General features: G+C 47.0%; 14 protein-coding genes. All 14 read right to left on the reverse strand.

From position 1 onward, the window contains the following. Positions 1–8: 8 nt before the first annotated feature. The 14 genes from QZ147_RS01030 to QZ147_RS01095 all read right to left on the reverse strand — a co-directional run bounded on the left by QZ147_RS01030 (position 9) and on the right by QZ147_RS01095 (position 14915). On the reverse strand, positions 9–1070 hold the full coding sequence (locus QZ147_RS01030) for an LptF/LptG family permease (RefSeq protein WP_295146221.1): 1062 nt from the start codon (positions 1068–1070) through the stop codon (positions 9–11). Next, the gene (pth, locus tag QZ147_RS01035; RefSeq protein WP_295146222.1) at positions 1067–1624 is read right to left on the reverse strand and encodes an aminoacyl-tRNA hydrolase; all 558 of its coding nucleotides are present in this window, start codon (positions 1622–1624) and stop codon (positions 1067–1069) included. The genes QZ147_RS01030 and pth overlap by 4 nt, the downstream gene beginning before the upstream one ends. A gap of 10 nt (positions 1625–1634) precedes the next feature. Next, on the reverse strand, positions 1635–2171 hold the full coding sequence (locus QZ147_RS01040) for a 50S ribosomal protein L25/general stress protein Ctc (RefSeq protein WP_295146223.1): 537 nt from the start codon (positions 2169–2171) through the stop codon (positions 1635–1637). 62 nt (positions 2172–2233) lie between these two features. Continuing rightward, positions 2234–3427 carry a PilT/PilU family type 4a pilus ATPase gene (locus tag QZ147_RS01045; RefSeq protein WP_295146238.1) on the reverse strand — a complete coding sequence of 398 codons (1194 nt, stop codon included), beginning with the start codon at positions 3425–3427 and terminating at the stop codon, positions 2234–2236. A gap of 8 nt (positions 3428–3435) precedes the next feature. After that, the gene (locus QZ147_RS01050) at positions 3436–4431 is read right to left on the reverse strand and encodes a transaldolase (RefSeq protein ID WP_295146224.1); all 996 of its coding nucleotides are present in this window, start codon (positions 4429–4431) and stop codon (positions 3436–3438) included. A gap of 3 nt (positions 4432–4434) precedes the next feature. Next, on the reverse strand, positions 4435–5061 hold the full coding sequence (serB, locus tag QZ147_RS01055) for a phosphoserine phosphatase SerB (RefSeq protein WP_295146225.1): 627 nt from the start codon (positions 5059–5061) through the stop codon (positions 4435–4437). Between the two features lie 18 nt (positions 5062–5079). Beyond that, positions 5080–5577: a chemotaxis protein CheW gene (locus QZ147_RS01060; protein WP_295146226.1), complete on the reverse strand. Its 498-nt coding sequence runs from the start codon at positions 5575–5577 to the stop codon at positions 5080–5082. An 8-nt stretch (positions 5578–5585) separates the two neighbouring features. Beyond that, positions 5586–7976: a chemotaxis protein CheW gene (locus tag QZ147_RS01065; protein WP_295146227.1), complete on the reverse strand. Its 2391-nt coding sequence runs from the start codon at positions 7974–7976 to the stop codon at positions 5586–5588. Between the two features lie 9 nt (positions 7977–7985). Continuing rightward, a complete protein-coding gene (locus tag QZ147_RS01070) occupies positions 7986–8939 on the reverse strand; it encodes a chemotaxis protein (protein ID WP_295146229.1) in 954 nt (317 codons plus the stop codon). Then, complete coding sequence (locus tag QZ147_RS01075) at positions 8939–9712, reverse strand: UDP-2,3-diacylglucosamine diphosphatase (protein WP_295146231.1); 774 nt, start codon at positions 9710–9712, stop codon at positions 8939–8941. Before QZ147_RS01075 ends, QZ147_RS01070 begins: the two co-directional genes overlap by 1 nt. 13 nt (positions 9713–9725) lie before the next feature. Then, entirely contained in the window at positions 9726–10739 is a 1014-nt protein-coding gene (gene argC, locus QZ147_RS01080; RefSeq protein WP_295146232.1) for an N-acetyl-gamma-glutamyl-phosphate reductase, read from the reverse strand. An 8-nt stretch (positions 10740–10747) separates the two neighbouring features. Continuing rightward, positions 10748–11233, reverse strand: a complete 486-nt coding sequence (gene greA, locus QZ147_RS01085) for a transcription elongation factor GreA (protein WP_295146234.1) — start codon at positions 11231–11233, stop codon at positions 10748–10750. After that, positions 11230–12315: a lipid-A-disaccharide synthase gene (gene lpxB / locus QZ147_RS01090; RefSeq protein WP_295146236.1), complete on the reverse strand. Its 1086-nt coding sequence runs from the start codon at positions 12313–12315 to the stop codon at positions 11230–11232. The genes greA and lpxB overlap by 4 nt, the downstream gene beginning before the upstream one ends. Before the next feature lie 314 nt (positions 12316–12629). Further along, positions 12630–14915, reverse strand: coding sequence for a TonB-dependent siderophore receptor (locus QZ147_RS01095; RefSeq protein ID WP_295146237.1), 2286 nt, complete (start codon positions 14913–14915; stop codon positions 12630–12632). Positions 14916–14968: the final 53 nt, after the last annotated feature.

Here is a 14968-nt window from a genome sequence, read left to right on the forward strand (position 1 = left end):
AATTTGGCTTAACGATGCGATTTTACGAGCCAAAACGCGTAAGCGCCCAAAATGACGACGGGCGATAATATACCGATCTCGGGCGCGATAAAAGAATTTTGCGAAAATTTCCCCAGCACGAAAAGCACGCCCCAAACCACCAAAGTAACCGCTACGAAAACGAAGCTCGCAAAAGCAAGGTTAAAAAATCGTCCCGTTACCGGTAAATAATAGTAAAGTATGAGTGCTAGAAACGGCGCGAAAAAAGGCGCCGCGGCAAGCGAATAAAGGATAGATCTAGCGTTTGCCAGCAAGGCCCCTTCGTTTTTAAACGTCCAGATAAAATCAAGCGCGTCTAGGATGCTAAAATTCGCGCTTTGATCGGACGCGCTGGCGATGCTTTTAGGCGTAAAGCCGCTAAGCGCGTCTAGCTCGTCGAAATTCCTGGTCGTTAATCCGCTCGCGCCGAGCTCTAAATTTTTAGGAAGCGTCGTTTGGCTAACCTCTCTTAGCTCCCAGCGATTATCTTCAAAATTTGCGCTCTTAGCGAATGTAGCCGACGCCAAATCGGTGCCGTTAATATCGAAAATTCTAACGTCGCTCGCTTTTTTTTCCAGCGGTTTAAGCTCTTTAACGTAGATAAATTTTCCTTCGAATTTTAAAAAACCGTCGTTTGCGCTTTTGTTAAAGCTAGCGCCCGCCACTACGCTTTTTTGAAACTCGGACGCATAGGCAAATGGGGTAAAATTTAGCCCAACGTAAAGCAGCGTCGCCGACAAAGCGATCAAAAATGGCGGCATGATTAGCGCATTTTTGCTGATCCCAAGAGCGTAAAAGCTTACCAGCTCGTTTGAGCGCACCATATTTACGTGGGCGATAATTAGCGCTAAAACCAGAGAAATAGGCATCACGTAATTTACGGCTAAAAGCGCGGTAAGGCCCGAGTAAAGAAGCTGTAAATTCGCGCTTGCGGGCAGCTCTTTGAGATTAGTAAGCAAATCTATGCCGACGTAAAAAAGCTCCAACGCGCCAAATACTATCAAAAACGTCTTTAAATAAACCCAGCCGACGTAGCGCGCGTATAGGCTCATAAAGCTGCCTTTTTGCGCGTAAATTTTTGAGATACGGCGTCTATATCGCTATTAATTAGCTCCAAAACGGCGCTTTTAGCATAGTCTAAAATTTCGGCTAGCTCCCGTGTTTCTTCGTTTGAAAACTCGCCCAATACGAAATCCGCCGCACTTTGATTTTGGCGTCGGGCGTCGCCTATGCCGATACGCACGCGCTCGTAATCCACGCCTATTAAAGAGTCGATAGATTTTATACCGTTATGCCCGCCGCTACTCCCGCCTTTTTTAAATTTTATAGTGCCTATCGGTAAATCAAGATCGTCGTGGATAACTATGATACGGTCAGGTTTATAAAAATCGTTTACGGCTTTTACGGAGTTCCCGGATAAATTCATAAAAGTAGAGGGCTTTAAAAGGAGCAAATTCGAGCTTTTAAACAGCTCGCCTTGAAATTTTGCGGAGCTTACGTCTATAAAATTTTGGGATTTTAGTAGGTCGATTAGCATAAAACCTACGTTATGGCGAGTATTTTCGTATTTTGGGGTTGGATTTCCCAACCCCGCGATGAGTATCATTAAAGCCCTTTTACTTAGCTTTAATAACTCCGAGAACTGCGACGCGATCGGCGTCCACGATAGTTACGCCCTTAGGCGCTACGATGTCGCGAACTAAAATCGTATCGTCTACGTCGAGTTTATTTACGTCGATTTCAAAACAATTCGGTAAATTTTCGGCCGTACATTTTACGGTTAATCTGCGTTTTGATTGAATTAAAACGCCCTTGTTTTTTAAACCTATCGGCGTACCGACCGGCTTAACTGGGATCATATATTTTGAAATAACGCCCGGAAGCGCTACTTTTAGATCTACGTGTTTTAGATTATTCGTCACCGCGTCTCTTTGGTAATCGACGATAACGACGTTATAAACCTTTGCGCCCACTTTTACGTCAAACGCAAGGGTCTCTTTTTTACGCGCCTCTTTAATAAAGTCGTTGACTTTAAACGCAGCCGCGATATTCTCTAATCCCTTGCCGTAAATGTTTGCGATTAGATAACCATCTCTTCTCAAAGCCTTTGCAGGCTTTTTACCGATACTCTCTCTAACGATTCCTTCTAACATCGTTTTCCTTTCGTGAAAAATGAGCGCCGATTTTAGCTAAAATTTTATAAATTTAGGCTAAATCAGTCTAAATCTTTAAGCGAAATTATGCTTTCCGGTATTACGGCGTCGTCGCCGTTTTCGCTTCTGGATTTAGCCAAGTCTACGTTTTTAATTTTTATTTCAAGGTCGTTTGGTTTACCCGATTTACTCAAAGCCTCTTCGGCGGTAATTATACCCTGCTCGTAAAATTCCAGCAAATGCTGCTCGAACGTCTGCATTCCGTAGGTATTTTTACTCTCAGAGATCGCCGTATAAATATCGTCGCTGCCGTCATCGGCCTCCATAATCTCTTTGATTCGTAAATTTTTAATAAGTACCTCAACGGCGGCGCGGCGCTTATTATCGACCGTTTTTACCAAGCGCTGCGAGATTACGGAGTGTAAAGTTGCGGCTAGTGTCATTTTTACGCGGTTTTGCTCGGTTTTAGGAAACATATTTATAATCCTGCCAATACTCTCTTTAGCATCGATCGTGTGAAGCGTAGAGAGCACTAAGTGCCCCGTTTCAGCGGCATGCATCGCCGTTTCTATGGTTTCGGCATCCCTCATCTCGCCGATTAATATGACGTCCGGATCCTCGCGAAGCGCCGCTCTTAATCCGTCGGCGAAGCTAAGCGTATCTTGCCCGATAGAACGCTGATTTATAACGCTTTTTTTATCTTTATACGCAAATTCTATCGGGTTTTCAAGCGTTATTATGTGGCGACGCTTGGTCTCGTTCATGTGGTTTATCATACTAGCTAGCGTCGTGGTTTTTCCGCTTCCGGTAGGTCCCGTCACTAAAATAATACCGCGATGCGCCGAGTCGGTGATCTTTTCGATTACGGCCGGGAGTTTTACGTCCGCAAACGTCGGGATTTTTTTAGGTATCACCCGAAATACGCCCGAAATTCCGTCCATTTGGAAAAATAAATTTACGCGAAACCTATAATCGTCGTTTAACTCGTAAGTAAAGTCGGCGTTTTTGTGCGTTAAAAATTCGCCGAAATCAAACTGCAAAAGCTCCTTGGCCAGCGTTAGAGCGTCTTCTTTGGCTAATACGTCGTTACTCATCGGGATTATCTCGCCGTTAAAACGCCCTCTAATCACGCCGCCTGATTTTACATGCAAGTCGCTGCCGCCTTTTTCGATTAGTTTATTTAGATATAAATCAAGCCTGTTTCTTTGCTTAAAATCGAGCTTATTAACGTCGATCTCGTAGCTATGCGTATCCATTTTATTCATTATAATGCCCTTAAAATTTCGTTAAATGCGACTTCAAACGCCTTTAATCCGTCGTTCATAAGCTCTTTATAAACCGCGTTCATATCGATGCCGGCGCGCTTTATTACTTCAAAAAAGCTATTGATATTTTCAGCGCCGGGCGCGTTTTTAGGCTCGGCGCGCTCTTTTATAAATTCTTTTATCGTATCGAGCGGAGCGGTATTTACCGCATTTTTATACATTAACTCCCTGACGTAATAATCGGGACGCAAATCCCCGCCTTTTACGCCCGTGCTGGCAAAAAGCGCTCTGACGCTCGGCAAATTTCTATCTTCGATTAGATTGTAAATTTTTGCCGCGTTCATAATGCCTACTTGTCCGGTCGGAAGCGAACTTTGTTTTAATCTCTCGTCGAGCAAGCGATCGAATCTGCTTACGAAAATGCTAATCACGCTCTTTGGAAGCGGGGTTTGCGGAAATTTTTTAGCATACGCCGCACAACCCTCTTCAAACGCGTCAAGACACCCCATAGCTTGGTCGGGGCTAAAAATAAGCGTCGCGTTTACGTTTATACCCCTCGACGTTAGGGCGCTCATCGCCTCAAAACCCGCTTTCGTGGCGGGGATTTTTATCATAACGTTAGGCATAGCTATCTCGCCGTAAAGCCTTACGCCCTCGTCGGTAGTGGCAGCCGCGTCGTCGCTTAAAGTCGGATCTACCTCAATGCTTACAAAACCGTCGTCGCCGTTTGCATAGTTTTTAAATAGCTTCGTAGCGGCGATTTTAATATCTTGCGTCGCAAGCCTCTCGTAAATCGCCTTGGGATATTTTAACCCGCTGTTTTTGATAGTTTCTTTATAAACTTCGCTCGTAGTAAACGCCGATTTAAAAATAGCGGGGTTTGACGTAACGCCGCTAATAACGCCGTTTTGGATTAAATTTACGAATTCGCCGCTCAAAAAATCCCGCTCGATAAAGTCGCACCAAAGCGAAAATTTTACTTCGTCGTTATACATTTTTTACCTTATAAATTTGATGATCTCTCGCAAGTCTTTGATATCTACGCAATGCGTCGCTTCGCGCTTTAAAATTTCGTTCGCGCAAAAGGCGACGTTTAGCCCTCCGCGCGAAAACATCGAAACGTCGTTGGCTCCGTCGCCTACGCACATCGTCTCTTCTTTGCTAACGCCTAAAATTTTCTGCAAGCGCGCCAGCATTTCGCCCTTTGAGCTTGAAAACATCATCTCGCCTCCGACTAATCCGGTTAAAACTCCGTCTTTTTCATGTAAAATGTTGGCGAAATTTTCGTCGAATTTTAATCTCTCTTGCGCCGCATCGGTGCCTAAATGAAACCCTCCGCTAAACACCGCCACTAACGCGCCGCGCTCTTTTAAATTTCGTATTAGCTCCGCCGCGCCGTTCATTAGCGGTAAATTTTCGCAAATTTCCCGCGCAAGGCTAAATTTCATACCTTTTAACAAATTCACGCGCTTCGTTAAGCTCTCGAAAAAATCAAGTTCGCCCGCCATCGCGCGTTTAGTTATAGCCTTTACTTCGTCTCCGACGCCGTGAGCGACGGCTAGCATATCGATAGTCTCGCCGTCCATTAGCGTACCGTCGAAATCAAAAACGCAAAATTTTATCAAAATTCTAACCTAGAGATTTTAAAAATCGCGCTTTAATAAGCTCTCGACTTTTAAGATCGTAAGGATATTTTGATCGCGCTTCCCGATACCGTAAATCATGCCTTTATCTTTTACCAAAGTTTCAGGCGGCGGATCGATTCTATTGCGATTTATACGGATAGCTTCGGTTAGCCTATCGATGACGAAACCTGCTATATTATCCTCGTCTTTCATTACGATATAGCGGGTACTAGGGCTTTGTTTCGTTACATTTAACGAAAACCTCTTTCGTAAATCAATTAGCGGAATTACGTTTCCGCGTAGGTTAAATACGCCCAGCACGTAATCGGGCACGCTAGGTACGCGCGTGTATTCGATCGGCTTAATAATCTCTTGAATGTTTAAAATCGGTATCGCATATTCCTCTTCGCCGACGACGAAGCCTACGAGCTGGACGATATCGTCGTTGCTCTTTTGTTCGCCGCCGCCCATTTGCTGCTTTTGTTTGCTTAGGACTTGATTTAATTTATCGTTCATTTTAACCCCTAACCTAACTTAATATTTTTTCTAACGACGTTTTCGAGGTATTCCGCCGAATACGGTTTAGTGATATATTCGGTCATTCCTACTTCCACGCCTCTTAGCCTATCGGTTTTTGAAGTTCTTGAAGTTACGGCTATGAGCGGTAAATTTCTGTATTTCGAATATTTACGAATTTCGCCCGCTAGCGTATAGCCGTCCATTCTAGGCATCTCGATGTCGATTAATATCGCATCAAACGCATGCTCTCCCGATTTTATGATATTTAGCGCCTCGACGCCGTTTGTAGCCTCTATTACCGTTACGCCCGTAGGCTCGAGAGCTTTTTGCATTATCGTTCTATCCATTTTAGAATCGTCTACGATTAGCACCTTGTAATCGCTCGGTTTTTCTTTTACGCTCTTGCTTTCATCCATTTCGGCGCGGATATTTACCTTAATCTCTTTTGCCATTTCCATCATAGCGCCAACGTCGATAATTAGCGTTACGCGTCCGTCGCCGCGGATCGTAGCGCCCGCGATGCCGGGGATATTTTGCAAATAATCGCCCATCGATTTAATAACGATCTCTTCTTGTCCTACGAGCGTATCTACGATGATACCGAGTTTCGCCTCCGCTACGCCGATGATTACGACGTAGGTCTGATCGCCGCCGTCAAAGACCTTATTGACGCCGAATACGTCCGAAAGCCTAACCAAAGATAGCACTTCGTCGCGAAGCCTTAGTACGTTCTTACCGTCGATCGTATAGATATCATCGATCGGCACGCGTACGGTTTCAAGTACGCTTGCTAGCGGAATAGCGTAAAATTCCTCTTGCGTTCCCACTAGAAGCGATTGGATAATGGCTAGCGTTAACGGAATTTTTAGTTTCATAACCGTGCCTTTGCCGACTTCGCTTTCGATGTCGATTATACCGTTTAGTTTTTCGATATTGGTTTTTACGACGTCCATTCCCACGCCGCGGCCGCTAACGTTAGTAACCTTCGCAGCCGTCGAAAATCCGGGCTTAAATATCAACCCGTAAGCCTCTTTGTCGCTCATCGCGTCGGCTTCGCGCTCGTTAATAATGCCTTTTTCGATCGATTTTGCTTTAAGCATATCGGCGTCTAGGCCTTTTCCGTCGTCTACTATTTCGATTACGATGTGGTTGCCTTCGTTGTAGGCTTTTAGCTGGACGGTTCCTTTTTCCGGCTTACCGGCCGCGCGTCTAGTCTCCGGATCTTCGATGCCGTGATCGCACGAGTTTCTAATGATATGCACCAGCGGATCGCCGATCTCTTCGACGATAGATTTATCAAGCTCGGTCTCTTCTCCCGAAATTTCAAGCTCTATTTGCTTTCCTAAATCGCGGCTTAAATCCCTTATCATTCGCGGGAATTTGTTAAATACCTTTGCAATCGGCAGCATTCTCGTTTTCATAACGGCCAGCTGAATATCCGTCGTTACCAAGCTTAGACTAGAAACTACCTGATTTAGCTCCTCTAAAAATTTCTCGCCCTCGTATCTCTCCTCAACATCGTCGTAAATTTTAAGCAAGCGGTTTTTACCTAAAACTAGCTCGCCGATAAGGTTCATCAAGTGATCTAACCGCTTAACTTCGACGCGGATAGTCTGCTCTTGCGCCACGGCTCCGCCGCTGGCGGCAGGGACTTTTTTCTCGCCTCCGTCAGATTTTGCGGCGGGCTTAGCGGCCGGCGCGGCGGGTTTAGGCGCGGGGGTCGGCGCAGCAGCGGGAGTAGCCGCGGGCGTAGGCGCAGAGCCCTTGCTAGCGCGGCGCGCTTGATCTTCGGCTTTTCTTACTTTTAATAATCGCTCGATCTCCGCCTCGACCTCGTCGTCACTTAATTTCGACAAATCCTCGTCGGCAATATCGGGCTGCGCTTCTGGTGCCACGACTTCTGGCGCGGTAGGCTCTGCGGGAGCACTCTCTTGCGCGGCGGACGCAGTAGGTTCGCTATTAGCCGGAGCGCTGGCTACGGGAGCGGAAGCGGCCGGTACTTCGTCGCCTTCCGAAATTGCGGTTAGCCTAGCGCAGATATTTTCTATGTCTATACCTACGTCGCGGTCGTTGCCGTGATCGCGTATGCCGTGCAACAGTCCTTTCATCATATCGACCGATTCAAGCACTACGTCCATGATATCGGGCGTTATTTTTAGCTCGTCTTTTCTAGCCTTATTTAGCACGTCTTCCATGTGGTGCGTTAGGCGCGTTAAAATATCGAAATTCAAAAACGACGAGCTGCCTTTAACCGTATGCGCGACGCGGAAAATTCTGTTTAGCAGCTCTAAATCTTCGGGGTTTTCTTCTAGTTCGACTAAGTCGTGGTCTATTTGCTCGATTAGTTCGAAGGCCTCGATTAAAAAGTCCCCCATTATTTCTTGCATATCATCCATATTTCACCCCTATTTCGCAGATTGAGAGTGCGACTCGATCACTCTTTGCACTTCTTGATAAAAGACGCTAGCGTCAAATTTCGTAATATACGCGTCGCCGCCGGCTTCTTTGCTCTTCGCTTCACTGTATTCGTTGCTTAAAGACGAGTTAAACACGATAGGTATCGCCCTAAACCGCTCGTCGTCTTTAATCGTCGAAGCAAAGCGGTATCCGTCCATCTGCGGCATTTCGATATCGCTTAAAATCACGCGTACTTCTTTCGTTATATTATCGCCGAAACGCTCGTATAGCTCATTCATTCGCTCGATGCCCTCTACGCCGTTTTTAGCTTCTACGACGTTTAAACCCATCTTTTCAAGCGCGTCTTTTACGAGCTTTCTAGCCGTAGAGCTATCGTCTAGCACTAGCGCCGTTCCTTTTAGTTTCTTGCTTTCGTCGATTTCTACTTCGATTTTTGGGCTATAAATGCCAAGCTCTTCGACGATGCTTTCGAGGTCTAAAATTAATAAAACTTCGTCATTTTCTATGCGAGTGACGCCGGTTATCTTGCCTTTATCCAAAGCTCCTGCATTTGCGGAGAAATTCGCGGGCTCGATATCTTTCCAGTTTATCCTGCGGATCCGTTTGGCTTCATGGACGATAAAGCCTATTAAAATACTGCTAAATTCGGCTATTATTACGCGCGGTTTTATCGTTACTTCGTTCGTAGGCTCGATTATATTCATCCATTTAGCAAGATTTACTACCGGGATCACGACGCCTCGCAGGTCGAAAATTCCCTCGATATATTCGGGTACGCCCGGAAGCTCGGTGAGGTTAGGCATCTTGATGATTTCGCGCACTTTTGCGACGTTTACGCCGTATATGCCCTCATATACTTTGCTTTCCGTCTTTTTAAAGATACGAAAATCGACAAGTTCCATCTCGTTTGAGCCCGTTTTTAATACGTTGTCTCCAAACATCAATGTCCTTTCATTCTCTTTTTAATAAAATTTATTTTTCCTACGGCGTATTGTACTACAAAATAACTTCGGTCGCATGCAAAACAAGGTAAATTAACGTAAAATTTATCGTTAACGTCTAGAATTTCGCCTTGATGAAAATGCCCTTCTATTACGATATTAGCGTCGTAACCGCGTAGATGCGAGCTCATTAACTCTTCAAAATTCGAAATTTTGTAATCTAGATTTTTCTTAGTAAGTTTATTTAAAATCGCTTTTGAAATTTTAAAACCTAAAATTTTATCCAGTGCGTTCATAAATTTTAAAAACGATTTTACGCGTAAAAACCTAAGCGCGTATTTATCGATAAACGGCAAAAATATATCGCCGTGCGCGATCTGCGCGCGTTCGCCTCCGACCGTCTTAAAATTTGCGGGCTGCGCGCTAATATCGTAAATTTTAATCGTTTCGCGCCCGTCAAAAATTTCTCTCGTTTTTTTAAATAAATTAGCAAGCCTAAAATCGTGGTTGCCCTCGAAATAAAAGACGTCGATTTTTTCGGAAATTTTATCTATAAGCTTTAAATGCTCGGCGTAAAAATTTCGCGTATATTCGCCCTCGCCGCATAAAAAATCAAACATATCGCCGATTAAAAAAATTTGCGGCGCTGAAATTTCGCCGCTCTCTGCGGCGCGTAAAAATTTTAAAAATCCGTCCCTATTTGCATTTTCGTGCGCGTCGGAGATAAAAATCGCGCCGTCTTTAATAACGGGTTCGTAAAAATTTCCGCTCAAATTTCGCCCCGAGCTACGGCATCGCCGCGACTTGCGGCAAAGCTAAATTTTCGGAAAATCCGCACATTAAATTCGCATTCGCCAAAGCCTGCGAACTAGCGCCTCTAAGCAAATTATCGATTGCGGAGTTTATAAAAATTTTACCCTCGTGCGTAAAGACGCAAATATCGGCAAAATGTGTTCCCGCGACGTTTTTAATCGCGGCGGGAGTTTCGCGGACGCGGATAAATTTTTCGCCCGCGTAAAATTCGCGCAAAATTTCGCGCGCTCGATCGGTAGAAATATCTCGCGTAAGCTTAGCGTAAGCGCTAACTAGCATACCGCGCGTAATGGGCAGCAAATGCGGTACGAATAGCGTATTTACCTCACCGTCCGCCATTTTTGAAAGATACAGTTTAATCTCATCCGAGTGGCGATGAAAGATCGGATTATAGGCGTTCGCGTTTTCGTTTACGCTTACGAAATGACTAGCGGCGGCTAGCTTTTTGCCCGCGCCGCTGACGCCGCTTTTAGCGTCGATTATAACGCCCAGATCCTTATCGATAAACTCCAAAAACGGCGCGACCGCCAAGATAGACGCTGTCGGATAGCAACCGGGGTTCGCGACCAGGCGCGCGCTTTTCACCCGCTCGCGCGCAAAAGGCAAAATTCCGTAAACCGCATCGCCTAAATTCCGCGCGTCTAAATGCTCGCTATAATTTTTCTCGTAAAGCTCGCGGCTAAGTCGGTAATCCGCCGATAGATCCACGACTTTAACGCCTTTTTGCAGCAGCGCGGGGGCGTATTTCATCGCCTCTTGATGCGGAAGCGCCAAAAAAACAAGCTCGCATTTTTTTGCCGCCTCGTTCGCGTCCGCCGCGCTTACTTCGCATTCCAGCACGCCTTTTAGCTGCGGGAAAATTTCGCTAATTTCTCCTGCCGCGCTCGCGGCTAGATACGAGATTTTAAACTCCGGATGCGCTAAGATTAGGCGTATCAGCTCAAATCCCGTATAGCCGCTAACCCCGATAATACCGATATTTATCATGTTTTTCCCTAGGCGAAATTTATAGGTTTATAGCACACTTTTACGATTTCGATTTCGCTGCGACCGTTAGGCAACGTCAAAACCACGTCGTCGCCCTCTTTTTTGCCGATTAGCTGGCGTGCCAAAGGCGAGCTGATCGATATTAGCCCGCGCTCCAAGTCGCTTTCTGAAATACCCACGATCGCGTACGTGCTTTCTAGCTCGGTTTCTACGTCCATTATCGTAACCGACGAACCGAAGCGCACGCGGTCGTGCTCGTAGGCGCTAGGATCTATTACTTCCGCTCGCGCCAGCAGCGCGCTAAGCTCGGCGATGCGCGCGTCGATAAAGGCTTGTTTTTCCTTGGCGGCGTGGTATTCGGCGTTTTCTTTTAGATCGCCGTGGCTACGCGCGACGTCGATTTCGACGACGATTTGAGGGCGCTGGACTTGGCGCAGATCTTTTAGCTCGGCTTCGATTTTTTCGTATCCGTAAATAGTCATCGGCTCGTTCATTTTTCATCCTTTTTTAGTAAAATTTTTGCGACCGCTTCGGCGCTACCGCATTTTAGATAGTCCCGCAGCCGCACGCAACCGGCGGCGAATTTCGCTCGGTCGCAGCGCTCGTAGGCGGCTAGCAGATTTTCCGCGCTCGCGGCTTCTTGGATCAGCTCTTCGTGTAGCGGCGGCTCGCCCATAAAATCAAACATTATGTTAGCAAGCCCCGCGTGAGCGACTTTTACTAGCTTTCTAGCGATAAAAATGTCGATAGCGCGGGCTTTGTAGCACAGCGTAAAAGGCGTGCCGATAAGAGCGGCTTCAAGCGTAGCCGTGCCCGAGCAGATAAAGGCGAAATCGCTCTCTTTTAAAGTTTCGGGCGCATTCGTAGCGATCTCAAAACCGCTCGTATCTCCGTAAATTTCGGCGATCTTATCCATAAAAAACGGCGGCACGACTAGCGTTTTTTTAGCGTTTAGCTTGCTTGATACTTCGCGGTAAACGGGCATTAATCTTGAAATTTCCGCGCGGCGGGAGCCCGGCAAAAAGGCGATCTTTTCTAAATTTTGCTCGCCGCTAAAATTTTCGCCTCGCTCGCGCTCTTTTATACTTAAATTTTCGCCGGTTTTTTGAAATTTTATCTCGTCAAGCAGCGGATGTCCGACGTAGGTCGCGCGCGAGTAAAATTTCGCGTCGAAGGGCAGGATGGAGGCTAGATTGTCGCAATATTTTTCGACTAGCGCTACGCGTCCGCGCTTCCATGCCCATACCTGCGGCAAGATATAATAAGTAATCGGCGCGCGCGCGCCGGCTTCTTTTATTTTACGCGCCAGCGGAAGGTTAAACGCGGGGCTGTCTATCAGCAGCACGGCGTCGCACTCGCGGGCTAGCTCTACCATCTTTTTCATCGCGCGTTTGGCTTTAAAAATTAGCGGAAGTACCTCTATAAAGCCCATCGCGCTAAATTCGCCAGAGCTCATAAAAGGCTCGCCGAACCGCTCGTCGAATATCCCTAAAATTTCGGCGCCCGGCAAGCGCTTTAAAACTTCGCCTAAGTGTAAATTCGCGGAAGGCTCCAAGCAAGAGAGCAAAATTTTCATCTAAATTTATCCCTAAAATTTTAGGGGATTATAGCAAGGCGGGGCTTAATTTAAAAATTTAAAAGCGCTTAGAAGGAGGCTTGCTTCGCCTAAGAGAGATTGTCGCGCCGCGTAATTAAAATTTATGTTTTTAAGATGCGGGGTTGGGCAAGTAAAATTTGACTTCAAATTTGAACGTAAAACGATAAGGCGAAGTATCGCGAGATGATTTTTCGAGTTTTGAAGCAAAATTGAGCGTGCGCTAGGCATATAGCCTGCGGAGCGAAAATTTTGCGAAATCTCGGAAAAGCACTCGCGAGACAAGCCGTTACCTATTAAAACTTAACTTCGGCGGACAGCATAAACGTCCTACTCTCTCCCAACGTCAGTCCGTTTGCCGACCCGAGCACTCCGCTAGCTCCTACGCCGCCAGCTCCGTCCGCACTTGCAGGATACATTCCCGCCCAGTATTTTTTGTTAAATACGTTATTTACGTTAAATCGTAGCGTCGTTTGCTTGCCTAGCATCGCGCGGCTCGTGTATCGCACGCCAAGATCGGTCGTAAAAAAGCTAGGAATCGCGGCGGTGTTTAGATCGTCTACGTACATCTTGCTCGTGTAGTGGAAATTTGCGCTAAACGCGAGCTTTTGGGTGCCGGGCACCGCGTAGTCAAATAGCATATTGGCATTAACTTTGGGCACGCCGTTTACGTATTTGCCCTCGGCCTCTTTTAGGCGCGGATTTTTAAATTTGGCGTCTATTAGCGTCACGCCGCCTAGCACGCTTAGATCGCTAGTTAGCTTGCCGCCGGCCATGAGTTCTAGGCCGTGATTTACTTGATCGCCTTGGACGTCGTAAACCCCGTTAGCCTGATAGGCGATCGGACGCGAAATTTTAAACAGCGCCGCGCTCATATCGGTTTCGCCCACGCGCGCTTTGGCGCCGATTTCGTATTGCTTAGAGCGGTAAGGCTTTAAAACCACGGCCGAACCGTCGGCGTTCGTGCCGCTGCCGCCTTGTTGCAAGCTATCGGCGTAAGTAAAGTATAAGCTTACGTCCTGCGCCGGATGATAAACTAGGCTGCCCGCCCAGCTAAGCCCGCTCTCGTTATATCTCGTAGTTATCGGCCTTAGAGTAGGCGGAGTGCCGCTTGCTACCGGGCGGCCGCGCTCTTTTATCCACGCGTTTGAGAGGCTTAGCATGAGGCTAAATTGATCGTTTATCGTGATGTCGTCTAACACGGAGACGTTAAACATATCAGTCGTGCTTAGTTTGTATAGATCAGAGCCGCGCTTTGCGTTCGAGCCTGAATAAACGCGCGGGCTATATAAATTTCCGCCGCCTATCCAGGACTGCGTAGAGACGTTTTTATAGCGATATTGCACATAACGGAAACCGTTTGCCTGCACGCTAAAATCGTGGTTTAGCCCCCAAGTATCAAAGTCGGTGACCGCTTTTAGATAGCCGCTAGGCAGATCAAATCTATACGCCGCCGTCGCTCCGCCGTCGTGGCGCGTGACGTAGTCGCCGTCTCTTTGATAAGTCACGCTCCGAAAGGTTCTACCGCGCGGTATAAGGTAGTTTACCACGCTATGAATGTGGCGGTCGGCGCGCTGAAACTGCATACCGCCCTCAAAATACCAATGCTCAAGCGGCGCGTATTTAAATTTCGCGCTTGCAGTCGTGGTTTTTAGAGTCATACCGCCAAAGCTCTGTCCCAAGCCCTTAGTCTTGCTATCTACGGCCTTTGGTACGTAAAGTCCGTTTGATAACTTGCCGTTTGTTACGCCAAGGGCTAATTGTCCCGCAAAGCCCGCGGTATTATGCTCGTAATAGCTAGCCGCCGTCTCAAAAGTAAGCGCGTCGGTCGGATAAAACTCCAAAACCACGCTAGCTAGGCGGCGCTGATGATTGCTGTCTTTTACCTGCTTCGCGCCGTCGCTACCGTAAAATACGGCTCGGTAGCCGAATTTGTCGAATTTCATAGAGCTATCAAAGCCTAGGCCGAAATTTGCGCGGCTAGTGTAGTCCGCCCAAACGGTTTGCTGATTTTCGGTCGGGCGCTTTCTGGTGTAGCTAAAAATGCCGACCGGATTTTGCGCCCCGTAAAGCGAGCCGGCGATGCCGTTTTGCACCTGGAAACTCTCAAACATCGCCATAGGTATCGCAGTCGTCGAGATGGTGTAAAAGCCGTCCCAGAAGCTATTGCCCACGACGCTGCCCTCAAATCCGCGCGTTTGCGGACGTCCGACCGTCGCGCCGCCACGCATCTGAATTTGCGCGGACGGGAAAAATTTAACCGCCTCTTCGTAGCCCGTTACGCCTTGGTGGTTCATTATCTCCTTGCTTACGGTGTTGATTTGGTAGGGTAAATTTATGACCTTTTTGCCCGCTAGCATACCTTGCTGGACGTTTTTTGTTAAAAATCCTTCGCTGATGCCGCTTTCGCTGATATTGTCGCCGACGCTGTTTATCTCGACGCCGCCAAGCTCGACGTTTTGAACGCTATTTGCTTGATTTGTGCTTTTAGCGGCCGATGGCGTGCTAGCCTCGGCGGCGTTTGCCTGCGCCGCCAGTAACGCTAAAACCGCGCAGGCGGCGACTGAAATTTTGCCTCTCATTGCATTCCTTTATATAGAAATATAATTAAATATCGTAAAACTATGTTTTATAC

Origin of the sequence: uncultured Campylobacter sp., assembly GCF_905371695.1 — a bacterium.
In the GTDB taxonomy this organism is placed as follows: Bacteria; Campylobacterota; Campylobacteria; order Campylobacterales; family Campylobacteraceae; genus Campylobacter_A.

Coding starts and splice junctions, on each gene's coding strand:
- QZ147_RS01070 (WP_295146229.1), bottom strand. CDS start 8,939: ATGTTTGGAGACAACGTATTAAAAACGGGCTCAAACGAGATGGAACTT.
- pth (WP_295146222.1), bottom strand. CDS start 1,624: ATGATACTCATCGCGGGGTTGGGAAATCCAACCCCAAAATACGAAAAT.
- argC (WP_295146232.1), bottom strand. CDS start 10,739: ATGATAAATATCGGTATTATCGGGGTTAGCGGCTATACGGGATTTGAG.
- QZ147_RS01065 (WP_295146227.1), bottom strand. CDS start 7,976: ATGGATGATATGCAAGAAATAATGGGGGACTTTTTAATCGAGGCCTTC.
- QZ147_RS01060 (WP_295146226.1), bottom strand. CDS start 5,577: ATGAACGATAAATTAAATCAAGTCCTAAGCAAACAAAAGCAGCAAATG.
- lpxB (WP_295146236.1), bottom strand. CDS start 12,315: ATGAAAATTTTGCTCTCTTGCTTGGAGCCTTCCGCGAATTTACACTTA.
- QZ147_RS01040 (WP_295146223.1), bottom strand. CDS start 2,171: ATGTTAGAAGGAATCGTTAGAGAGAGTATCGGTAAAAAGCCTGCAAAG.
- QZ147_RS01045 (WP_295146238.1), bottom strand. CDS start 3,427: ATGGATACGCATAGCTACGAGATCGACGTTAATAAGCTCGATTTTAAG.
- QZ147_RS01030 (WP_295146221.1), bottom strand. CDS start 1,070: ATGAGCCTATACGCGCGCTACGTCGGCTGGGTTTATTTAAAGACGTTT.
- greA (WP_295146234.1), bottom strand. CDS start 11,233: ATGAACGAGCCGATGACTATTTACGGATACGAAAAAATCGAAGCCGAG.
- QZ147_RS01095 (WP_295146237.1), bottom strand. CDS start 14,915: ATGAGAGGCAAAATTTCAGTCGCCGCCTGCGCGGTTTTAGCGTTACTG.
- QZ147_RS01050 (WP_295146224.1), bottom strand. CDS start 4,431: ATGTATAACGACGAAGTAAAATTTTCGCTTTGGTGCGACTTTATCGAG.